This window comes from Paraburkholderia sp. J94 (assembly GCF_905220285.1).
GTDB lineage: Bacteria > Pseudomonadota > Gammaproteobacteria > Burkholderiales > Burkholderiaceae > Paraburkholderia > Paraburkholderia tropica_A.
Genome location: NZ_CAJMZH010000026.1, coordinates 36,467 through 56,990 on the forward strand (window position 1 = coordinate 36,467; position 20,524 = coordinate 56,990).

Below are 20,524 nucleotides of genomic sequence, written 5' to 3' on the forward strand. Positions count from 1 at the left end.
TTCCCTTTAGCTTCCCTTCGCGCGGCGCGGTTCTCGCGCCGCGCACGCGTCTTCCGTCCGGCCTTCGCTCTGTCCCTTTCCTCAGCGCCCGATTGCCCGCGCGCCCCGCACCCTGGGGTTTTCCTTACATTTGCACATCGTATATTTACAATTAGATAAAATCCCGAGGCGCAACGCGCATCTGTACGCGGCGATTCGCGGTTCGCCGATCGCCGCGCCTCAAAAAAGCACTACACAGGAAAGAGACCTCCCATGGACGTCAAGACCGAGACCGCCGTGCCCGACGCGCACGACACGCGGCGACGCGTGTTCGCCATTGTCGGCGCCTCGTCGGGCAATCTCGTCGAGTGGTTCGACTTCTACATCTACTCGTTCTGCGCGCTCTACTTCGCGCCCGCGTTCTTCCCGAGCGGCAACACCACGACGCAGCTGCTGAACACCGCCGGCGTGTTCGCGGCAGGCTTCCTGATGCGCCCGATCGGCGGCTGGCTGTTCGGCCGCATCGCCGACCGCCACGGCCGCCGCACCGCGATGATGATCTCCGTGCTGATGATGTGCGGCGGCTCGCTCGTGATCGCCGTGCTGCCGACCTACGCGCAGATCGGCGCGATGGCCCCGTTGCTGCTGCTGATCGCGCGCCTGTTCCAGGGCTTGTCGGTGGGCGGAGAGTACGGCACCAGCGCGACCTACATGAGCGAAGTGGCGCTCAAGGGCCGGCGCGGTTTCTTCGCCTCGTTCCAGTACGTGACGCTGATCGGCGGCCAGTTGTGCGCGCTGCTCGTGCTCGTGATCCTGCAACAGACGCTCTCGACCGAAGAGCTGAAGGCGTGGGGCTGGCGCGTTCCGTTCGTGGTGGGCGCGTGCGCCGCGCTGATCTCGCTCTATCTGCGTAAATCGCTCAACGAAACCTCGACGAACGAATCGCGCCACAAGCAGAACGCGGGCACGATTCGCGGCGTGTGGCAGCACAAGGGCGCGTTCCTCACGGTGGTCGGTTTCACCGCGGGCGGCTCGCTGATTTTCTACACGTTCACCACCTATATGCAGAAGTACCTGGTGAACACGGCGGGCATGCACGCGAAAACCGCCAGCAACGTGATGACGGGCGCGCTGTTCGTCTACATGCTGCTGCAGCCGGTGTTCGGCGCGTTCTCCGACAAGATCGGCCGCCGCAACTCGATGCTGCTGTTCGGCGTGTTCTCGGTGCTCTGCACGGTGCCGCTGATGCACGCGCTCAAGGACGTGACGAACCCGTTCGCCGCGTTCGCGCTGATCGTGATCGCGCTGGCGATCGTGAGTTTCTACACGTCGATCAGCGGTCTCATCAAGGCGGAAATGTTCCCGCCCGAAGTGCGCGCGATGGGCGTGGGCCTTTCGTATGCGGTCGCCAACGCGATCTTCGGCGGCTCGGCGGAATACGTCGCGCTGTGGTTCAAGTCGATCGGCAGCGAAAGCACGTTCTACTGGTACGTGACCGTGCTGTGCGCGATTTCGCTGCTCGTTTCGTGGCGCATGCGCGACCCGAGCAAGGAAGGTTATCTGCGTCACGAGCCGTGATTGTGATGCGATAACGAACGGCGCACGCGCAACGCGTGCGCCGTTCTGGTTTCAGTCCACGCGTTCCCATGCGGATTGCGGGGACGTTTGCAATGCGGCCCGCTCCATCGCGCGCTGCAAGGTCTCGTAGACCTTGGGCCGATTGCACTGCGAAGCATTGAAACGCAGATACTCGCCCGCGCCGCGCGACACGCTGAACACGTTGCCCGGCGCGAGCACCACGCCGTCGGCGAGCGCCTCGCGCGCGACCTGCGCCGCGTCGAGCCCATCGGGCAAACGCGCCCACAACAGCATGCCCGCCTGCGGCCGCGTCCACGCCGTGAGCCCCGCCGCCGCGAGACGGCGCAGCGTGTCGCCCATCGCGTCGGCGAGCCGCGCGCGCAAGCCTTCCAGATAACGCCGATACGTGCCGTCGACGAGCAGACGCTGCACCAGATCGGCCGTCAATTCCCCGTTGCCGAACGACACCGCGAGCTTCAGATCGACGAGCGGTTCGATCCAGTCCGCGCGCGCCGCGATATAGCCGCAGCGCGCGGCGGCCGTCATCGTCTTCGAAAAGCTGCCGATGGCGATCACGCGCGCGAGCCCGTCGAAGGCCGCGAGACGCGGCGCGGGATCGGTCTCGAAGTCGGCGAAGATGTCGTCTTCGATGATGGTCAGGCCGTGCTCCTCGGCGAGCTTGAGCACGCGATGCGCGACCGCGGGCGCGAGCGTCGCGCCAGTGGGATTGTGGATCGCCGAATTCGTGACGTAGAGGCGCGGGCGATGCTCGGCGAGCACGCGCTCGAACGCGGCCGGATCGGGACCGGTAGGCGTGTACGGCACGCCGACGACCTTCGCGCCATGCACGCGCAGCATCGCCTGAAAGTTGAAATAGCACGGGTCGTCGACGAGCACGGTGTCGCCAGGCTGGAGCAGAAAGCGGCACAGCAGGTCGAGCGCCTGGCTGCCGCCGTCGGTGAGCACGATCTGGCCGGGTTCCGCGCCGATGCCGTGCTGCGCGAGCCGCCACGACAGATGCTGGCGCAGCTCGGGCTGGCCGAGCGGCGTGGCGTAGTCGGTCAGTTGCGCGCGCGGATCGCGTGCGATGGCGCGCAGCGCGCGGCGCACCGCGTCCTGCGGCAGCCACGAAGCGGGCAGCCAGCCGCAGCCGGGGCGCAACGCGCGCGCATCGGTTTCGAGCGATTGACGCGTGAGCCAGAGCGGATCGATTTCGCGATCCAGACGCGGCTGCGGTTGCGCGCCCAGCATCGCCATACCGCCCGCGCCCGCCACGAAAAACCCCGAACCGCGCCGCGCGACCAGCGCGCCTTCGGCCACGAGCCGCTCGTAGGCCTCGACCACCGTCGATTTCGACACGCCCGACTGCTCGCTCATCGTGCGGATGGACGGCACGCGCGCACCCGCCGCCAGCGCCCGCGACGCGATCCGCTCGCGCACGATCCGCATGACCTGCTCGACGCGCGTGAGCGCGCCGTCCGCTGTCTGCCGTGTGTCCTCCATCTGTCCTCCGCTGTCCACCCGCCGTCCCCCACTGTCGCCAACTGTACTGATCCGTACTCAGTACAGTTCATCGAAATTGTACTGATGCTTAGCTTACCGGTTCGGGGCCGCGCGCGCATGATCGGCCAGATGGCATAGGCGCTTTGGCCTGGCTCTCCACTCTTCCCCCATGCGCAAAACCCTCGACTCCACCACCGACGGCTGGCTCTGCGGCCTCGCCGGCGTGCTCATCTTCAGCGGCTCGCTGCCCGCCACGCGCGTGGCCGTGCTCGGCCTCGATCCGCTCTTTCTCACCGGCGCGCGCGCCACGCTCGCGGGCCTGCTCGGCGCGCTGCTGCTGATGCTGTTTCGCGCGGCGCGGCCGCAGCGCAGCGAAGTCTGGCCGCTCGTGATCGTCGCGCTCGGTGTGGTGGTCGGCTTTCCGCTGCTCACGGCGCTGGCGCTGCGCCATGTGAGTTCGGCGCACGCGATCGTCTTCGTCGGGCTGCTGCCGCTCTCGACCGCGATCTTCGGCGTGCTGCGCGCGGGCGAGCGCCCGCAGCCCGCGTTCTGGCTGTTCTCGGCGCTCGGCAGCGGCGCGGTGGTCGCGTTCGCGCTGCGTCATGGCGCCGACGCCTCGCCGGTCGGCGACGCGCTGATGCTCGCCGCGATCGTGGTCTGCGGCCTCGGCTATGCGGAAGGCGCGCGGCTCTCGCGGCGGCTCGGCGGCTGGCAGGTGATCTGCTGGGCGCTCGTGATCTCGCTGCCCGTGATGGTGCCGCTCGCGGCGTGGTGCCTGCCCGCCTCGTTCGCGGCGGTGAGCGCGGCCTCGTGGTGGGGGCTCGCTTATGTGTCGCTGTTCAGCATGCTGATCGGCTTCGTGTTCTGGTATCGCGGACTCGCGCTCGGCGGCATCGCGGGCGTCGGCCAGTTGCAGTTGCTGCAGCCGTTCTTCGGCTTCCTGCTCGCGGCCCTGCTGCTGCACGAAGCGGTGCCGACCGCGATGCTTGCCGTCACGGCCGTCGTGATCGGCTGCGTGGCCGGCGCGCGCCGATTCGGACGCAGTCCCGCGCCTAAGCATTCGCAGCAGAACCGCGCGCAGGCGCAGCGCGGTTGAAACGGGCGTCGATGCGAGCGTTGGTGCGTCAGTGGGCGTCCTCGTTGATGCCGCCCCTACGCGATTTTTGACTCGCTTCAATTCAGCGCGCGCACAAGGCATAGTGGACAGACTGGCCGCATCCACGCGGCCTGCCACCCCGCTCCACTCGCACCGCCCGCCCATGAACGCACCGCCTACCGCGCCCCTGATGCGCGACGCCACGCCCGCCGACTTTGCCGCCATCGGCGCCATCTACGCGCATCATGTGCTGCACGGCGCAGCCTCGTTCGAGGAAACGCCGCCCTCGCTCGACGACCTGCTGCGCCGCCACGCCGCCGTGCGCGAACAGGGCTTGCCCTGGCTCGTCGCCGAAATCGACGGCAAGGTGGCCGGTTATTGCTACGCGACGCCTTATCGGCCGCGCGCGGCGTATCGCTACACCGTGGAAGATTCGATCTATATCGACGAGGCGTTTCGCGGACGCGGCCTCGGCCGCGTGCTGCTCGAAGCGTTGATCGCGCGCTGCGAACAAGGCCCGTGGCGGCAGATGATCGCCGTGATCGCCGACCCGAAAGGCGGCTCGCTCGCGCTGCATGCGAGCCTCGGTTTCGAACTCGTCGGCACGCTGCGCGGCGTGGGTTTCAAGCATGGCGAGTGGCGCGACACGACGCTGATGCAGCGCGCGCTCAACGCGGGCGCGCAAACCCCGCCAGCCACGTCAGCCACCTCAGCCACCTCAGCCACATAAGGCGCGCCGCGCGCTAGCGCGCCTTGCCGCCCTGCGCGAGCAGCAGGTCGTAAAGCGTCTGCGCGGCCGGCGACAAATGCGCCGATTTGCGCGTCACCAGCACCAGGGTGCGCGACACCGAAGGCTCCACGAGCTCGACCACGCGCACCATCGGAAACGCCGCTTTCTGCACCGCGAGGCGCGGCACGACCGCCGCACCGAGCCCTTCCGCCACAAGCCCGAGCGCCGTCGAACTGCGCTGCACCTCGTAGAACGCGCGCAGATTCACGCCATTCGTTTCCAGCGCGACGTCGAGCAGCCCGCGATTCGCGCTCACCTCGCCCGCGAAAATCAGCGCGTGCTCGCTCAGCGCCGACCACTTCACGCGCCGCCGTTTCGCCAACGGATGATCCTCGCGGCAGACCAGCACATAAGGATCGGTGGTCAGCGGCACGCTGCTCAACTCGGGATGCTGCCCGCCCGCCACGCTGATGCCGAACTCGGCCTCGCGCCGCAACACCGCAGATAGTACGGATGCCGAAGCATGATCGAGTATGCGCACGCGATCATGCGGACGAATCTCCGAGAACCGCCGCAGCACGCGCGGCAGATATTGCACGCCCACGGTCGGCACGCACGCAATCGACACATCGCCGCGCTGGCTCATGCCGGTTTCGCGGATTTCCGTGAGCGCATCGGCAAGTTCGCTCAGCAGGCGGCGCGCCTGCGGCAGAAACCGTTCGCCGATTTCGGTCAGCGCGCAGTGACGCGTGGTGCGCTCGACCAGCACGACACCGAGATGCGCTTCGAGCTTGCGCAGGCGCTGCGTAACGGCCGTCTGCGTGACATTGAGCGTTTGCGCGGCCTGGCGAAAACTGCCGCCTTCCGCGATCGCGACGAAAGCCTGCACGCCGAGCGTATCTATTTTCATCAATTTTATGAATCAATCATCGAACTTATTTCATTTTACTGATTTCCCGTTCGCGCCCAGAATACGCGCATCCCGCTCCCCACATCCATTCCCCAGGAGACGCCCATGCTGAACAACGCAGCGGACAACACCACCACGCGCGACGGTTACGCGAAGCAATACGTGCAGTTCGAGGACGAACGCACGCGTCCCGTGCGCGACCTGCTCGCGGCCGTGCCGATCGCGCCTGAGCAGACGATCTGCGCGGCGGTCGATATCGGCTGCGGTCCGGGCAATTCCACCGAAATGCTGATGGCGCGCGCGCCGGGCGCGCAGGTGAGCGGCGTGGATGCGTCGGCGGACATGCTCGATGCCGCGCGCGAGCGTCTGCCGCAACTCGATTTCGAACTCGCCGATATCGCGGAATGGAGCGCGCGCGGCAGCGACGCGCCGCGTTACGACCTGATACTCGCGAACGCCGTGCTGCAATGGATGCCCGATCACGACACGCTGTTTCCGCGCCTCGTGCAGCGCCTCGCGCCCGGCGGCCACCTCGCGGTCCAGATGCCCGACAATCTCGACGAGCCCGCGCACCGGCTGCTGCGCGAGATCGCCGCCGAAGCGCCGTGGGCCGAGCGCCTCGCGGGCGTGGCGCGCACCGAGCGTTTCGACGCGCGCCACTACTACGCGCTGCTCGCGCCGCTGTGTGCGCGCGTCGATGTCTGGCGCACGACTTATCATCATCCGCTCGCGGGCGGCCCGGACGCCGTGGTCGAATGGTTCAAGGGCAGCGCCATGCGCCCCTTCCTCGCCGCGCTCGGCAGCGACGAAGAACGCGCCGCGTTCACCGCGCGCTACCGCGAGGCCATCGCGCGCGCGTATCCCGCGTTCGATAACGGCGTCGTGCTGCTGCCGTTTCCGCGTCTGTTCATCGTCGCGACGCGAGGCTGACGCGCACTTTCGCGAACGTTCGCTAACGTAATAACTCGCGCACGCGTCGCGATCAAAGCGCCATCGAAGCACGAAGCAAACCGGTTCGCCCCGTAAAATAGGCCCTCTTTGCGCGGCCGGTCACGCACCGCCGCGCCCGACTTCGAGGACCTCGCCCCCATGCAATCGCTACTCGTGCACGTTCACCCGTCCAACTGGAGTTTCCTGTGGGACGCGCTCACCGCTCTCGCGCTACGTCTGTGCGCCGCCGTCGCCATACTGTGGGCGGGCTGGTGGATCTCGCGGCGCGTCGGCAAATGGCTCTCGGGCCAGGGCAGCATCGACGCCACGCTGCGTCCCATCGTGCGCGATTGCGCGCTGTGGGGCGTGCGCCTCGTCGCGATCGTCGGCGCGCTGTCGCAACTGGGCATCCAGACCGCGAGCATCGTCGCGGTGCTCGGCGCCGCCGGTCTCGCCATCGGCCTCGCGCTGCAAGGCACGCTGCAAAATATCGCGGCGGGCATCATGTTGCTGCTGCTGCGCCCGTTCAAAGTGGGCGACTATATCGACGGCGGTGGCGGCAATGTCGCGGGCACGGTCGAGGAAGTGAACCTCTTCACGACGCGTCTCACGAAGCCCGACGGCATCTGCGAATACGTGCCGAACAGCGCGCTGTGGAGCAATTCGATCCGCAATTTCAGCCGCAATCCCACGCGCCGTCTCGACCTCGAAGTGGAAGTGTCGGTGCGCGACGACGTGAACCGCGCGATCGAGGCGCTGCGCGCGCTGGCCGCCGCCGATCCGCGCGTGCTGGCCGCGCCCGCGCCGCAAGTCATGGTGACGCGTTTCGACGACAGCACGGTCGTGCTCAACATCCGCGCGTGGTCCAACATCGACACCTTCTGGGACATGCGCTGGGCGCTCTCGCGCCAGGTGCGCCAGGCGCTCGCCGACGCGCATTGCGCGCTGCCGGTGCGCACGCGCGAACTGCATATCGTGCAGACGGGCGGCGCGCAAACGGATGCAGACTCCGCACAAGGCGCGACGCACACTCCCGCGCGCTGACGCCACGCGATTTCAGGGAAAAATCAGGGCAAATTCAGGGCGCGGGCAAGCGCCTGAACAGCGTCGGATAGTCGATCACGAGTCCGTCTTCGTCGATGCGCAAATCCGCCGTGAAGTCGCGAAAAATGCCTTCGTAGCGATAGATCCGATCAGGCTCGATGCACACATAGGCCTGCGCGACGCGCCGCGGTTCGAGTTCGGGCGCGGCGAGATACGCGACGTCGATCGGACGCCGTTCGCCGCGCGCGAGACCGAGGCGGCGGATCGGCAAGGTGTTCGTGAACGGCGTGGCCGCGAGATCGATGTCGATGCAGCCTTCGATGGCGTCGAGCGCGCGGCCCGCGTCGTCGCGCCAGTGGCCGAGGCCGTCGCCGTGCATCGCGAACGCCGCGCCGCCCATCACGCGAAACGCCGCGTAGGTCACGCGCCATCGCGCGTCGCACTGCACCGTGTAGCAGAGGCCATAGGCCTTGCCGTAACGCTGCCCGACCACCACGCTTTCCACGCGGATCGCGCTGCCGCTCGCATCGAACGCCAGGTGCTCGATGCCCTCGCCTTCCTCCGAAGCCCAACGCACTTCACGCATCGCTCGTCTCCCGCCGCGCCGGGGTGCGCGGCTGCGGCTATCGTAGCGCGCTCACGCGCGGCCCGCATCGGCGCGCAAATAGCGACTATCAACCCGCGCGCATGCGCAACCCGCACCGCATCGCCTATGCTCGCGATGCGCGCCATGTTCCCTTTCGCATTCACGCTTGCGCGTCTTCACGCTTGCACGCGTCCACATCCCCAAGCCTTGCCGCACGACCGCCATGCCGACCCACGCCCCCGCCCACCTGTATGCCGCCTCCGACCGGCTCGCCGCGCCGCTGCGCACGCTGCTGCGCAGCCTGGGCCAGATCGTGCTGCAGCGTCACGCGGGCACCGGCGCGGGCGTGCTCGCGGCGCTCGCGCTCTGCGACGCGCGGCTCGCCTGCGCGGCGCTGATCGGCGCGACGGCGGCGAACGTCTGCGCGCTGCTAGGCGGCACGGCGCTCGCGCAAATCGACGACGGCCTCGCGGGTTTCAACGGCGCGCTCGCCGCGCTCGCGGCCTTCACGTTCGGCGGCGATCCGGCGACCGCCGTCGCGCTGGCGCTGCTCGCCGCCGCCGCGAGCGCCTGGCTCGGCGCCCCGCTCGCGCGGCGGCTCGGCAAGATCGGGCTGGCCGTGTATTCGTCGCCGTGTCTGGCCGCGACGTGGATCTGGATGGCGTTGCGGACGACGGTTCCGCCAACCGTCATCGATGAAAACTCCGCCCACGCAGCGCCATCGCTCAACCTCGCCGCCCACGCGCTGAACGGCACCCTGAGCGGCCTCGCGCAAACCGCCTTCGCCACCGGCGCGCTGCCGGGCCTCGTGCTGCTCGCGGGCATCGCGCTCTCGTCGCGGCGCGCGGCGGCGTATGCGCTCGGCGGCGCGGCGCTCGCGAGCGGCATCGAATGGCTCGCGGGCGTGCCGGGCGCGAGTTTCGACGCGGGCCTGTGCGGCTTCAACGGCGCGCTCGCGGCGCTCGCCGCCTGCACGCTCGGCGCACGCGCCGCAATCTGTGCGACGATGCTTGCCGCGGCGCTGCATCTCGTCGCCGTGTGCCTGGGCCTGCCCGCCATGACCGCGCCGTTCGCGCTCGCGGGCTGGGCCGTGCATGGCGCGTGGCGAGTGTGCGGATTCACGCGCGCCGCGTCCGCCTCGCACAACATTCGCTAATCGTTCGTCACAGGAAACGCCATGTCCTTCGCCCATCGCCCCACCGGCATTCGCGCCGACACCGCGCCGCTGTCCGATGCCGAACGCACGCTGCGCGTCGATCTCGCCGCCGCGTACCGCCTGATCGCGCTATACGGCTGGGACGATCTGATCTACACGCACGTCTCCGCCGCGATTCCCGATCAGCCCGGCCGCTTTCTGATCAACCCGTTCGGCCTCGCGTTCGACGAAGTGTGCGCATCGAATCTCGTGAAGATCGACACGGATGGCCACATCGTCGGCGACAGCGCGCATCGCGTGAACGCGACCGGCTTCGCGCTGCACGCCGCCGTGCATCTCGCGCGCCCCGACGCCGTCTGCGTGATGCATCTGCACAATACGGCGGGCATTGCGGTCTCGCTGCAACGCGACGGTCTGCTACCCGCTTCGCAACACGCGCTGCGCTTTTACGAGCGGCTCGCGTGGCACGACTACGAAGGCCTCGCGTTCACGCCCGCCGAAGGCACGCGCCTCACCGCGAATCTCGGCGCGAAGTTCGCGATGCTGCTGCGCAATCACGGCACGCTCACCACGGGCCGCACCGTCGCCGAAGCCTTCGTGCTGATGGCCACGCTCATCAAGGCCTGCGAAATTCAATTGCAGGCGCAGGCGGGCGGCGTGCCGCTCGTCGTGCCGCCGCCCGAAGTCTGCGCGCGCACCGCCCTGCAACTCGACGACGGCGGCGCGATCGAAGGCGAACTCGAATGGCCCGCGCTCTTGCGCAAGCTCGATCGCCTCGATGCTTCGTACCGCGAATGAATTCCCCCATCCCCTCTACCCCCCAACAAGGAGCCTCACCATGCCGACATTCCACATCGAAATGTTCGAAGGACGCAGCATCGAGCAGAAGCGCGAACTCGCCGCCGCGCTGACCGAAACCACCTGCAAGGTGCTGGGCGTCGACGCCTCGTCCGTCGACATCATCTTTCAGGACGTGAAGCCCGAAAACTGGGCGACGGCGGGCAAACTCTGGAGCGATCCGCGCTGAACGCGCCGCGCACCTGGGCGAATTGACGCACAGCGCGCGACGCCACTTGAAGCCGATCCAAATTGACGCAAATTGACGCAGCGCACACGCCTTGCGTCATATCAAAGCGCAGCGAATCTTCTCGCTAAATTGATCCTTATCAACGCTTTAGCGCACCCTGTTTTCACTTGACGATTGACTGCTGCGACATGCTGGCGCATGTCGCAGCGCAGCACGACGCGCGGGCTTCCCCTACGCTTACGTCCATTCGCACGCGGCAACGCATGCGTCACGCAAGCAAATACAGCCACGCAAGGCACGCATATGCAATCGTCCATCCCCGCTCTATCCGCATTCGATCTCGCCCGGCTACAGTTCGCCTTCACCGTTTCATTCCACATCGTCTTTCCCGCGCTCTCCATCGGTCTCGCGAGCTTCATCGCGGTGCTCGAAGCGTGCTGGCTCAAGACGCGCAAACCGTTCTACAAAGACCTCTGCCTGTTCTGGTCGAAGATCTTCGCCGTGGCCTTCGGCATGGGCGTGGTCTCGGGCGTCGTGATGAGCTACGAGTTCGGCACCAACTGGGCCGGTTTCTCGTCGTTCGCCGGTCCCATCACCGGTCCGCTGCTCATGTACGAAGTCATGACGGCGTTCTTTCTCGAAGCCGGCTTCCTCGGCATCATGCTGTTCGGCTGGAACCGCGTGAGCGCGCGCGCCCACTTCGGCGCGACGCTGATGGTCGCCATCGGCACGCTCATTTCGACGTTCTGGATTCTCGCGTCGAATAGCTGGATGCAGACGCCGCAAGGCTTCAAGATCGTCGACGGCCACGTGGTCCCGACCGACTGGCTCAAGATCATCTTCAATCCGTCGTTCCCGTACCGGCTCGCGCACATGGCGATCGCCGCCTTCATCGTGGCCGCGCTGGTGGTGGCCGCGACGGGCGCGTGGCATCTGCTCAAGGGCCGCCGCGACCCCGCCGTGAAGAAGATGTTCTCGATGGCGCTCGGCCTGCTGCTCGTGCTCGCGCCGGTGCAGGCTTTCGTCGGCGACGCGCACGGTCTGAACACGCGCGAATATCAGCCCGCGAAGATCGCGGCGATCGAAGGCCTGTGGGACACCGAGCAAGGCGGCACCTCGCTCAACGTGTTCGGCATTCCCGACATGCAGGCGGAAACCACGCGCTACGCCGTGAAGATTCCGCACCTCGGCAGCCTGATCCTCACGCATAGCTGGGACGGCGAGATCAAGGGTCTCAAGTCGTTCCCGCCCGATCAGCGTCCGAACTCGACGCTCATCTTCTGGACCTTCCGCGTAATGGTTGGCTTAGGCATCCTGATGATCGTGCTGGCCGTTGCGGGCTGGTGGCTGCGCAAGCGCGGCACGCTGTACGAATCGCGCCTGTTCCAGCGTTTCGTGCTGGCGATGGGACCGACCGGTTTCATCACGCTGCTCGCGGGCTGGATCACGACCGAAGCGGGCCGCCAGCCGTGGGTCGTCTACGGCGTGATGCGCACCTCGCAGGCCGTGTCGCCGCTCACCGCGCAGCAAGTGGGCATTTCGCTGATGGCGTTCGTCGCCGTGTATTTCCTCGTGTTCGGCACGGGCATCTACTACCTGCTCAAGCTGATGCGCAAGGGTCCGGCGCTGCCGGGCTCCGATGACACGCACGACACGCACGACACACCGGTCCACGGTCGCGCCGATGAAGCGCATCCCGCGCTCGCCGCGAACCAGACCGCGCGCCGCCCGATGTCCGCCGCCGATCAGCTGATCGACGCCTGATACCCGGCCGCACTTTCATCCGCATACGCAACGATACGCAACGAGGCAAGCCAAACATGGATGTCACCGTCATCTGGGCCGCGATCATCGCGCTCGGCCTTCTGCTCTACGTCGTGCTCGACGGCTTCGATCTGGGCATCGGCATCGTGTTTCCGTTCTTCCCCGACGAAGAGGAACGCGATCTCATGATGAACACCGTCGCGCCCGTCTGGGACGGCAACGAAACCTGGCTCGTGCTGGGCGGCGCGGGTCTGTTCGCCGTGTTCCCGATCGTCTATTCGACCGTGCTCTCGGCGCTCTATCTGCCGCTCGTTTTCATGCTCGCGTGCCTGATTTTCCGCGGCGTCTCGTTCGAGATCCGCGCCAAGGCGAACCGCACGAAGCATCTGTGGGATCTCGCCTTCATCGGCGGCTCGACGGGCGCGGCGTTCTTCCAGGGCATCGCGCTGGGCGCTTTCCTGCAAGGCATTCCGATGGCGAACGGCCAGTTCGCCGGCGACGCCTTCGGCTGGCTCACGCCGTTCACGCTGCTGTCGGGCTTCGGCCTCGTGGCGACGTACGCGCTGCTCGGCAGCTGCTGGCTCGTCGCCAAGACCGAGGGCGATCTGCAACGCCGCCTGCACAAGCTGGTCTGGCCGCTCACGGTGATGCTGCTCGCCTTCATCGCGCTCGTGAGCGCCTGGACGCCGATGCAGGACCCGACCATCGCCGACCGCTGGTTCCATTCGGGCCTGTTCTGGCGACTCGCGCCGGTGCCGCTGCTGGTCGTGGCCTGCGCCGTGTGGATGCGCTGGGCCGTGCAGTCGCGCCATCACAAGACGCCGTTCGTCGCCGCGCTCGCGCTCGTGCTGCTCGGCTACGTGGGCCTGCTCGTGAGCCTGTGGCCGTATGCGATTCCGCAGCAGCTCACGCTCTGGCAAGCCGCCGCGCCGCGCGAAAGCCAGACCTTCACGCTGATCGGCGCATCGTTCATCCTGCCCATCATCCTCGCTTACACGGCGCTGGGTTACTGGGTCTTCCGAGGCAAGCTCCGCCATGGCGACACCCATCACTATCACTGAGAAAGCCCCTCAAAACGCCGCGGCGACCCGCGCGGGCAAGCTGCCCGGCTGGCTCTGGTTCGTGCTGCTCTGGTGCGGCGGCGTGGGCGCGGCGGTCTCGCTGGGCTTCGTGTTCAAGGTGTTCATGAACCTGACGCTATTCGCCGTGAAATAACGCGACGACCCGTGCCGCCCGGCGTCGCGTTAGACTGTAGGCCATCTGTCAACTCTTACGATAAGAACCATGCAACAGATGACCTTCATGGAATGCGTCAAGCGCGCGTGGGCGAGCGCGCGCGAAGCCGTCACGCAGATGCCGGGGCTCGTGATCGGCACCTTCCTCATTTACGCCGCGCTCGGCTGGGTGGCGATGGCCGGCCGGCCCGTGCCGGGCGATGGCGACGATCCCTCGTCGGCGCTGATCCTCGCGGCCAATATCGCCACGATCCTCAACGCGCTCGTCTATCTCTGGTTCACGCTCAAGATCTACCGCTTCGTGCTGCTCGGCGAGCAGGCCTCGCCGGTCCTGCCCGGCGGCGCGATGCCGCTGGTGCGCCTGCTCGGCTTCGGCGTCGTGCTGGTGCTCGGCGGCGCGCTGACCATGGCGCTATTCTGGCTCGTGCTGCGCCCGCATCACACGGGCGGCATCCTGTTTCTCTCGCTGGTGGTCGTCACGCTCTGGATGTGCGTGGCCGTGCGGCTGTGCCTGCTGTCGCCCGCGCTCGCGATGGGCGGGCGCTTCGCGTTCGGCGCGGCCTGGCGCGACAGTCGCGGACACTTCTGGAGCCTCGCCGGCGTGTCCTTCATGGCGGCGCTGCCGGTGCTGCTCTGCGGGCTCGTCGTGATGATCGGCCTTGTGTTCGCGGGCATCACGCCCGAGAGCGTGGAGACGCCCGCCGGACTCGCCGCGCTCGCGCTCGGCCAGAGCGCGGCAAATATCGCGTTCGTGCTGGTCACGACCACGGCGCTCGCGTGGCTGCATCGGCGTTATGCGAAGGAACTCGATCCGCAGCAGTCGCCGCGGAATTTCTGATTCGCCGCTTTGCATTCGCAGCGCCTGGATCGTGAAGCGCGCGCCGTCTTGCACGGCGCGCCAGCGATCCACATCACCACACGCCGGGCACGAACCGGTATTTCACCCGCTCCAGATACGCGCGATAGCCGGGCAGTTCCTCGGCCAGCGTGCGCTCCTCGCGCACCGCGCGCCAGCCGATCGCCGCGACCATCGCCGGCACGCACGCCAGTCCCCACCACGAACCGAGCATGAGCGGCGTGCCCGCCAGCAGCAGGATCGCGAACGCGTACATGGGATGGCGCACATACGCATACGGCCCGCTGTCGCTCAGCACATGGCCGCGCTCGCGCTGGATCTTCACCACGGGCGCCGCGTAACGGTTCGCCGCGAACACGCCGCGCGTGGCGTAGAGATCGACGAAGATCGCCACCGCGCCGCACACGGCGAGCCAGACCGGCACCTGCGACCAGCGATAACGCACGGCATCGAGGCCGATCAGGCACAGCCACGCGCACCAGCCCAGCGCGACCGACACCATGAACACGCGGTCCCAGCGCTGCTGCCCGCGCTGCGCGAACGGCGCGAGCCGCTCGGCGAGCAGGCCGGGATCGGTGCGCGCGAGCCACAGGCCGATCCAGAGACCACACCCCGCCCATTCGAGCAACCAGAGCCACGCGGCGGGCCACGCGAGCGTGCCCGCCGAGACGAACAGCATCGCGCCCTGAAACACGAGCCAGATCAGCGTCTGCGTGACGAGTCGCGCGATCAGCGGCTTCATGATGCCCTCCTTGCGCCCTCGCCCTCGCGGGCGTCAGCGCTTTTCGCCTCGTCCCTGCACGCGCGCGAAACTCGCCTGCATGTCGAAGCCCGTCGTGTCGATGCCGAACTGCGTGCTCAGGCAATCGTCGAGTTCGCCCGCGTTCGCGAGCGTGCGATGCGTCGCGTTGCCCGCGACGTCGCGTTCCGTGTAGCGGTCGTTGAAGAGGATCGCGCGGCGGCCGTCGCGCGCGATGCAGGCGATCAGGCAATCCGTGAAGAACGATTGCGGCGACGCCGACGTGTACCAGTTCGCGACTTCGTAATCGCACCATAGCGCAGGCGCGTCTTCGAATCGATAGACATCGCCCCACGCCTCGCCGTCGAAGTGTTCGAGCGTCCATTCGCGCGCGCCCGTCGCGTTCGTTTCATCCCTCGGCGTGAGACGCGCGGGTTCGAGCGGCGTGGCCTGTTCGCCGCGCTGCGCGAACGCGAGCGGCGCACTCAGCGACGCACCGCCGAAGCCCACATCGACGAGCCAGGCTTCGCCTTCCGCCTGCACGCGCAGCAGCATGTGCGTGCGCGGCGTGGCCGCGTCCGACGGCTGACCGAACAGCACGCGCGCCGCCAGCGGTTCCACGTCGAAACCGAGTTGCATCAGCACGTGTGCGAACAGCGTGTTGTGCTCGAAGCAATAGCCGCCGCGGCGCGAGTCGACGAGCTTCGCGACGATGTCCGGCAGCGCGATCGACACGCCGCGCGCCGAGAACGGATTGAGGTTTTCAAAAGGAATCGCACACGGATGCAGACGATGCAGCGTGCGCAGCACGTCGAGCGTCGCGGCGCGCGGTCCGTCGTAACCGATGCGGGCGAAATAGCGGTCGAGATCGAGCTTGAAATCCTGGTCGGACATGGAGACAACCTGAGTGAAAAGTGCGTATGAAAAGACGGCTGAAATGCGTGGGCGTCACGCGATCGACAGGCGTGGTCGACGTGGGTAGCCAACGCTTACGGCGTGATGATAAGCGACTTCTTTCGTCAGACAGAATGCCGTTTTTTAACCAATCTTAATCGCGTCAATACGCTTCGACAGCCATTCGTAAACCCCGCCCTTACATAGTGTAATTACGTTGAGAATCATTCTCATTTGTGTTGACCGTTATAGGGCCGCTGAGTACGATGGCGACGTCTCGGAGACAAGAATTAAGGCGCCCTAAAGCGCATGCGCGACTCGATCCCTCGGCTAAGAAAGAATTAAATAAGTAAGGAATACGATGAATTTCAACCGGACAGACCGTTCGTTCGGACGGCGCTCGCCCGCCTTGCGCGGGCTCGCCCTGTGGGCGGCGTGCGCAGCCTTCGCGTGCGGCACGGCGCAGGCGCAGTCGAGCAGCCCCGACGCCCCCGAGGCCGACCTCGCGATCAAGGCGGAACCGTCCAACTTTTTCACGGGCATCTGGTCGCGCGAGAACCTGCTCGGCGACATGGGCGGGCTGCGTCCGTGGCTCGGCAAATACGGCGTCACGTTCGATCTGACCGAAACCAGCGAATATCTTGCGAACCTGCGCGGCGGCCTCAAACGCGGCGGCGCCTATGACGGCCTCACCACCGCCACCTTGCAGCTCGATACGAGCAAGGCGCTCGGCATTCCGGGCGGTCTGTTCAATATCAGCGCGTTGCAGATTCACGGCACGAATCTGAGCGCGGATAATCTCGGCACGCTGAACACGGCGAGCGGGATCGAGGCGCAGGCGACCACGCGTCTGTGGGAGATGTGGTATCAGCAGTCCTTCCTCGACAAGAAGCTCGACGTCAAGGTCGGTCAGCAAAGCATCGACCAGGAATTCATCACGAGCCAGTACGCGGCGCTGTTCGTCAACACGATGTTCGGCTGGCCCGCGCTGCCCTCGTACGACATGCCTTCGGGCGGCCCCGCGTATCCGCTCGCCGGTCTCGGCGTGCGCGTGCGCGGCCAGATCGCGCCGTCGCTCACGGGCTTGATCGGCGTGTTCTCCGGCGATCCGCTCGGCAACGATCCGAACAATATCAGCGGCACGAACTTCAATCTGCACAACGGCACGCTCGTGATCGGCGAGTTGCAGTATGCGATCAATCAGCCTTCGGAAGGCGAGCTGGTCAGCGCCGATCACCAGGGACTCCCAGGCACTTACAAGATCGGCTTCTGGTACAACAGCAATTCGTTCGACGATCAGCATTACGACAACACCGGTCTCTCGCTCAACAATCCGGCGAGCACGGGCATTGCCGCGCAGCATCACGGCAACTACAGCATTTACGCCGTAGCCGACCAGATGGTGTGGCGTCCCGATCCCGACGAACCGCGCAGCATCGGCGTGTTCGCACGCGTGATGGGCGCGCCGGGCGACCGCAATCCTGTCGATTTTTCGGCCAACGCGGGCATCGTGATGAAGGCGCCGTTCAAGGGCCGCGACAACGACAGCGTCGGTCTCGCCGTCACGTATATCAAGGTGAGCAACGCCCTGCACGATCTCGACATGGATTACCGCAACTTCAACACGGGACCGTACGGCGTGCGCACGCAGGAAACCACGCTCGAAGCGACCTATCAGTACGAGGTCACGCCGTGGTGGCAGATTCAGGCCGACGCGCAATACACCTTCAACGCCGGCGCGGGCCAGAACCCGAACGATCCGACCCAGCCGCTGCGCAACACCTTCGTGCTGGGCGTGCGCACCAACATCACGTTCTGATTCACCGCATCCGCACCATGTCCAACACCAAGTCCTCACGCTCCCACGCCGCGCCCGCCAGCGCGTGCCCGTGCGCGCGCGAGGCACGGAGAAAAACAATGAATCACGCCACGCGCAAGCTTCTGCTGTGCTCGGCTCACGCCACTCGCGCGGCGCTCGCGCTCGCCGCCGCCGCACTGCTCGGCACCCCGTTCGCCGCGCATGCCGGCGAGCCCGGCATGCTGGAGATCGTCAAGCACCAGACCACGCTCATCAACACGGTGCCCGATAACGGCGACCAGAATCCGTACGCGCTCGTCATCGCGCCGGTGAGCGCGGGCGCCGTCAAGCAGGGCGACGTGCTGATCGACAACTTCAATAACGCCGCGAACATGCAGGGCACCGGTTCGACCATCGTCGACTATCACCCGGACACGAAGCAGATGACGCTGTTCGCCACCATTCCGCGCGACCTCAAGGAATGTCCGGGCGGCGTGGGCCTCTCGACCGCGATGACGATGCTGAAGTCGGGCTGGGTAATCGTCGGCAGCACGCCGAGCAACGACGGCACGACCAACACCAAGGGCGCGGGCTGCCTGATCGTGCTCGACAGCAACGGCAAGATCGCGAAAGCCATCAGCAGTCCGAACATCAACGACCCGTGGGGCAACATGGCCGTGATCGACAACGGCGATCACGCGACGCTGTTCGTGAGCAATGCGGGCTTCGGCGTGGGCGGCACGGAACTCGGCCCGGACGGCGAGCCGCCCGTGTTCAAGCAGGCCACCGTGCTGCGCATGGAACTCGACATTCCGAACGGTCAGGCGCCGACGGTCAAGAGCGAAACGGTGATCGCCAGCGGCTTCGGCGCGCGCGCCGACCGCGGCGTGTTCCTTGTCGGCCCGACCGGCCTCGCGCTGTCCGCCGACAACAAGCTGCTCTATGTGTCCGACGCGATCGGCAACCGCATCAACGTGATCGAAGATCCGACCACGCGCGACACGAGCGCGGGCGTGGGCCGTCAACTGACTGCCGACGGCCTGCTGCATCGCCCGCTCGCGATGATCACCACGCCCCAGGGCCATCTGCTCGTGACCAACGCGCTCAACGGCCAGGTCGTCGAGATCGACCCGGTCGCGGCGAAGCAACTCTACGCACGCTGGATCGATACCGACAAGGCGCAGACGCCGCCCGGCAACGGCGACCTGTTCGGCATCGCACTCACACCGGCGGGCGACGGCTTCTACTACGTCGAAGACGACGTGAACACGCTCGTACTGGCGAAATAATCATGGCCTCAGACGATAAACCGAACGCGCCGCCGCGTCCCGCGCGGCGCGGTTTTCTCAAGGCAGGCGGCGCGGCGCTGGCCGCTGGCGCGTCGCTCGGCGCGAGCGGTCTGACGCAGGCCGCCGAAGCGAAGCATCACGCGCCCATGGCCGCCGATCCGATGAACGCGGTCGAGCCGTTCTACGCGGCGCATCAGGGCGGCGTCGTCACGCCGCAGCAGGCGCATACGTACGTGGCCGCGTTCGATCTCACGACCGCCTCGCGCGACGACGTGATCGCGCTGCTGCGTCAGTGGACCGAATCGGCCGCGCGCATGACGCAAGGCCAGGCCGCGGCCTCGCTCGACAACGGCAAGGACGATCAGCCCGCGCCCGATTCCGGCGATGTGCTCGGTCTCGGCCCGGCCGGTCTCACGGTGACGTTCGGCTTCGGTCCCGGCCTCTTCATGTCCGAAGGCAAGGATCGTTACGGACTCGCGCATCTGCGCCCCGCCGCGCTCGTCGATCTGCCGCGTTTCAACGGCGATCAACTGGTGGCCGAAAAAACCGGCGGCGATCTCTACGTGCAGGCCTGCGCGAATGATGCGCAAGTGGCCTTCCACGCGGTGCGCCAGCTCGCGCGCCAGGGCTACGGCAAGCTGCACATGCGCTGGGGGCAGGCGGGCTTTCTCTCCGGCCCGCGCAATCAGACGCCGCGCAATCTGATGGGCTTCAAGGACGGCACGAACAATCCGCCGACCTCGGACCCGACGGCGATGAACGAATTCGTCTGGGCCACGGCCGCCGACGCGCCGTGGATGCAGGGCGGCACCTATACGGTCGTGCGCCGCATCCGCATCACGATCGAGCACTGGGACCAGATGGAACTGGGCTTCCAGGAGCAGGTGTTCGGCCGTCACAAGTACAGCGGCGCGCCCATCGGCCAGACGAAGGAATTCGACGCGGTCGATCTCACCGCGAACGACAAGGACGGCAATCCGCTGATTCCTGAAAACTCGCACGTGCGCCTGTCGAATCGCGCGTCGAACAACGGCGCGCAGATCCTGCGCCGCTCGTACTCGTACAACGACGGCACGAACTTCTATATCGAGCGCTGGCCGCCGTGGCGTCAGGAAACCGAATATGACGCGGGCCTCATCTTTATCGCGCACCAGGCCGACCCGCGCACGGGCTTCATTCCGATCAACGAGAAGCTCGCGAAGTTCGACATGATGAACCAGTTCACCACGCACGTCGGCAGCGCCGTGTTCGCATGTCCGCCGGGCGCGAAACCCGGCTCGTACATCGGCGCGCCGCTGTTCGAGGCGTAACGCAAACCGGCGCGCGCATCTCTGCGCGCGCCGGACCGCAGCACCACGCGAAGCAACGCAGCACGACGGATTCATTCGACAACAAGCAACAACGACAGAC

Annotated in this window: 20 protein-coding genes; 15 read left to right on the forward strand and 5 right to left on the reverse strand. The window is 66.7% G+C overall.

From position 1 onward, the window contains the following. The first annotated feature begins 252 nt into the window (after positions 1-252). On the forward strand, positions 253-1,557 hold the full coding sequence (locus tag U4Y88_RS35920) for an MFS family transporter (protein ID WP_321789683.1): 1,305 nt from the start codon (positions 253-255) through the stop codon (positions 1,555-1,557). 51 nt (positions 1,558-1,608) lie between these two features. Here the strand turns inward: U4Y88_RS35920 and U4Y88_RS35925 are convergent, their stop codons facing one another. Next, the gene (locus tag U4Y88_RS35925; RefSeq protein WP_321789685.1) at positions 1,609-3,060 is read right to left on the reverse strand and encodes a PLP-dependent aminotransferase family protein; all 1,452 of its coding nucleotides are present in this window, start codon (positions 3,058-3,060) and stop codon (positions 1,609-1,611) included. A gap of 169 nt (positions 3,061-3,229) precedes the next feature. Here U4Y88_RS35925 and U4Y88_RS35930 point away from each other — a divergent pair, with 169 nt between their 5' ends. Next, positions 3,230-4,156: a DMT family transporter gene (locus U4Y88_RS35930; RefSeq protein WP_321789687.1), complete on the forward strand. Its 927-nt coding sequence runs from the start codon at positions 3,230-3,232 to the stop codon at positions 4,154-4,156. A gap of 163 nt (positions 4,157-4,319) precedes the next feature. Next, positions 4,320-4,886, forward strand: coding sequence for an N-acetyltransferase family protein (locus tag U4Y88_RS35935; RefSeq protein WP_321789689.1), 567 nt, complete (start codon positions 4,320-4,322; stop codon positions 4,884-4,886). Between the two features lie 13 nt (positions 4,887-4,899). Here U4Y88_RS35935 and U4Y88_RS35940 read toward each other — a convergent pair whose 3' ends face one another. Continuing rightward, positions 4,900-5,796: a LysR family transcriptional regulator gene (locus U4Y88_RS35940; RefSeq protein WP_224014535.1), complete on the reverse strand. Its 897-nt coding sequence runs from the start codon at positions 5,794-5,796 to the stop codon at positions 4,900-4,902. 105 nt (positions 5,797-5,901) lie between these two features. Here U4Y88_RS35940 and tam point away from each other — a divergent pair, with 105 nt between their 5' ends. Continuing rightward, on the forward strand, positions 5,902-6,726 hold the full coding sequence (tam, locus tag U4Y88_RS35945) for a trans-aconitate 2-methyltransferase (RefSeq protein ID WP_321789691.1): 825 nt from the start codon (positions 5,902-5,904) through the stop codon (positions 6,724-6,726). 159 nt (positions 6,727-6,885) lie between these two features. Beyond that, positions 6,886-7,770, forward strand: a complete 885-nt coding sequence (locus tag U4Y88_RS35950) for a mechanosensitive ion channel family protein (protein ID WP_321789693.1) — start codon at positions 6,886-6,888, stop codon at positions 7,768-7,770. Between the two features lie 34 nt (positions 7,771-7,804). On the opposite strand, the gene U4Y88_RS35955 is transcribed toward U4Y88_RS35950, so the two are convergent. After that, positions 7,805-8,356, reverse strand: coding sequence for a putative glycolipid-binding domain-containing protein (locus tag U4Y88_RS35955; RefSeq protein ID WP_321789695.1), 552 nt, complete (start codon positions 8,354-8,356; stop codon positions 7,805-7,807). Between the two features lie 223 nt (positions 8,357-8,579). On the opposite strand from U4Y88_RS35955, the gene U4Y88_RS35960 reads away from it, so the two are divergent. The 7 genes from U4Y88_RS35960 to U4Y88_RS35990 all read left to right on the forward strand — a co-directional run bounded on the left by U4Y88_RS35960 (position 8,580) and on the right by U4Y88_RS35990 (position 14,376). Continuing rightward, entirely contained in the window at positions 8,580-9,512 is a 933-nt protein-coding gene (locus U4Y88_RS35960; protein ID WP_321789697.1) for an urea transporter, read from the forward strand. Positions 9,513-9,533: 21 nt separating this feature from the next. Then, on the forward strand, positions 9,534-10,310 hold the full coding sequence (locus tag U4Y88_RS35965; protein WP_321789699.1) for a class II aldolase/adducin family protein: 777 nt from the start codon (positions 9,534-9,536) through the stop codon (positions 10,308-10,310). Beyond that, positions 10,291-10,539 carry a 4-oxalocrotonate tautomerase gene (locus U4Y88_RS35970; protein WP_321789701.1) on the forward strand — a complete coding sequence of 83 codons (249 nt, stop codon included), beginning with the start codon at positions 10,291-10,293 and terminating at the stop codon, positions 10,537-10,539. Before U4Y88_RS35965 ends, U4Y88_RS35970 begins: the two co-directional genes overlap by 20 nt. Before the next feature lie 303 nt (positions 10,540-10,842). Continuing rightward, positions 10,843-12,303 carry a cytochrome ubiquinol oxidase subunit I gene (locus U4Y88_RS35975; RefSeq protein WP_321789703.1) on the forward strand — a complete coding sequence of 487 codons (1,461 nt, stop codon included), beginning with the start codon at positions 10,843-10,845 and terminating at the stop codon, positions 12,301-12,303. A gap of 56 nt (positions 12,304-12,359) precedes the next feature. Next, positions 12,360-13,364 carry a cytochrome d ubiquinol oxidase subunit II gene (gene cydB / locus U4Y88_RS35980; RefSeq protein WP_224008586.1) on the forward strand — a complete coding sequence of 335 codons (1,005 nt, stop codon included), beginning with the start codon at positions 12,360-12,362 and terminating at the stop codon, positions 13,362-13,364. Beyond that, the gene (locus tag U4Y88_RS35985; RefSeq protein WP_321789704.1) at positions 13,339-13,518 is read left to right on the forward strand and encodes a hypothetical protein; all 180 of its coding nucleotides are present in this window, start codon (positions 13,339-13,341) and stop codon (positions 13,516-13,518) included. Before cydB ends, U4Y88_RS35985 begins: the two co-directional genes overlap by 26 nt. A 69-nt stretch (positions 13,519-13,587) precedes the next feature. Further along, positions 13,588-14,376 (forward strand): hypothetical protein, encoded by a 789-nt coding sequence (locus U4Y88_RS35990; RefSeq protein WP_310633079.1) that lies wholly within the window; start codon positions 13,588-13,590, stop codon positions 14,374-14,376. Positions 14,377-14,449: 73 nt separating this feature from the next. Here the strand turns inward: U4Y88_RS35990 and U4Y88_RS35995 are convergent, their stop codons facing one another. After that, entirely contained in the window at positions 14,450-15,127 is a 678-nt protein-coding gene (locus U4Y88_RS35995) for an isoprenylcysteine carboxylmethyltransferase family protein (protein WP_321789735.1), read from the reverse strand. A 42-nt stretch (positions 15,128-15,169) separates the two neighbouring features. After that, complete coding sequence (locus tag U4Y88_RS36000) at positions 15,170-16,027, reverse strand: arylamine N-acetyltransferase (protein ID WP_321789706.1); 858 nt, start codon at positions 16,025-16,027, stop codon at positions 15,170-15,172. 361 nt (positions 16,028-16,388) lie between these two features. On the opposite strand from U4Y88_RS36000, the gene U4Y88_RS36005 reads away from it, so the two are divergent. From U4Y88_RS36005 to efeB, 3 genes are all read left to right on the forward strand, one after another. Further along, complete coding sequence (locus U4Y88_RS36005) at positions 16,389-17,846, forward strand: carbohydrate porin (protein WP_224008574.1); 1,458 nt, start codon at positions 16,389-16,391, stop codon at positions 17,844-17,846. A gap of 98 nt (positions 17,847-17,944) precedes the next feature. Continuing rightward, the gene (locus U4Y88_RS36010; protein ID WP_405045106.1) at positions 17,945-19,114 is read left to right on the forward strand and encodes a hypothetical protein; all 1,170 of its coding nucleotides are present in this window, start codon (positions 17,945-17,947) and stop codon (positions 19,112-19,114) included. A gap of 2 nt (positions 19,115-19,116) precedes the next feature. Then, entirely contained in the window at positions 19,117-20,424 is a 1,308-nt protein-coding gene (gene efeB / locus U4Y88_RS36015) for an iron uptake transporter deferrochelatase/peroxidase subunit (protein ID WP_321789708.1), read from the forward strand. Positions 20,425-20,524 lie beyond the last annotated feature (100 nt).

Bases quoted from the DNA above. Each gene is read 5' to 3' on its own strand.
- U4Y88_RS35920 (WP_321789683.1), top strand. From the start codon at position 253: ATGGACGTCAAGACCGAGACCGCCGTGCCCGACGCGCACGACACGCGG.
- U4Y88_RS35925 (WP_321789685.1), bottom strand. From the start codon at position 3,060: ATGGAGGACACACGGCAGACAGCGGACGGCGCGCTCACGCGCGTCGAG.
- U4Y88_RS35930 (WP_321789687.1), top strand. From the start codon at position 3,230: ATGCGCAAAACCCTCGACTCCACCACCGACGGCTGGCTCTGCGGCCTC.
- U4Y88_RS35935 (WP_321789689.1), top strand. From the start codon at position 4,320: ATGAACGCACCGCCTACCGCGCCCCTGATGCGCGACGCCACGCCCGCC.
- U4Y88_RS35940 (WP_224014535.1), bottom strand. From the start codon at position 5,796: ATGAAAATAGATACGCTCGGCGTGCAGGCTTTCGTCGCGATCGCGGAA.
- tam (WP_321789691.1), top strand. From the start codon at position 5,902: ATGCTGAACAACGCAGCGGACAACACCACCACGCGCGACGGTTACGCG.
- U4Y88_RS35950 (WP_321789693.1), top strand. From the start codon at position 6,886: ATGCAATCGCTACTCGTGCACGTTCACCCGTCCAACTGGAGTTTCCTG.
- U4Y88_RS35955 (WP_321789695.1), bottom strand. From the start codon at position 8,356: ATGCGTGAAGTGCGTTGGGCTTCGGAGGAAGGCGAGGGCATCGAGCAC.
- U4Y88_RS35960 (WP_321789697.1), top strand. From the start codon at position 8,580: ATGCCGACCCACGCCCCCGCCCACCTGTATGCCGCCTCCGACCGGCTC.
- U4Y88_RS35965 (WP_321789699.1), top strand. From the start codon at position 9,534: ATGTCCTTCGCCCATCGCCCCACCGGCATTCGCGCCGACACCGCGCCG.
- U4Y88_RS35970 (WP_321789701.1), top strand. From the start codon at position 10,291: ATGCTTCGTACCGCGAATGAATTCCCCCATCCCCTCTACCCCCCAACA.
- U4Y88_RS35975 (WP_321789703.1), top strand. From the start codon at position 10,843: ATGCAATCGTCCATCCCCGCTCTATCCGCATTCGATCTCGCCCGGCTA.
- cydB (WP_224008586.1), top strand. From the start codon at position 12,360: ATGGATGTCACCGTCATCTGGGCCGCGATCATCGCGCTCGGCCTTCTG.
- U4Y88_RS35985 (WP_321789704.1), top strand. From the start codon at position 13,339: ATGGCGACACCCATCACTATCACTGAGAAAGCCCCTCAAAACGCCGCG.
- U4Y88_RS35990 (WP_310633079.1), top strand. From the start codon at position 13,588: ATGCAACAGATGACCTTCATGGAATGCGTCAAGCGCGCGTGGGCGAGC.
- U4Y88_RS36000 (WP_321789706.1), bottom strand. From the start codon at position 16,027: ATGTCCGACCAGGATTTCAAGCTCGATCTCGACCGCTATTTCGCCCGC.
- U4Y88_RS36005 (WP_224008574.1), top strand. From the start codon at position 16,389: ATGAATTTCAACCGGACAGACCGTTCGTTCGGACGGCGCTCGCCCGCC.
- U4Y88_RS36010 (WP_405045106.1), top strand. From the start codon at position 17,945: ATGAATCACGCCACGCGCAAGCTTCTGCTGTGCTCGGCTCACGCCACT.
- efeB (WP_321789708.1), top strand. From the start codon at position 19,117: ATGGCCTCAGACGATAAACCGAACGCGCCGCCGCGTCCCGCGCGGCGC.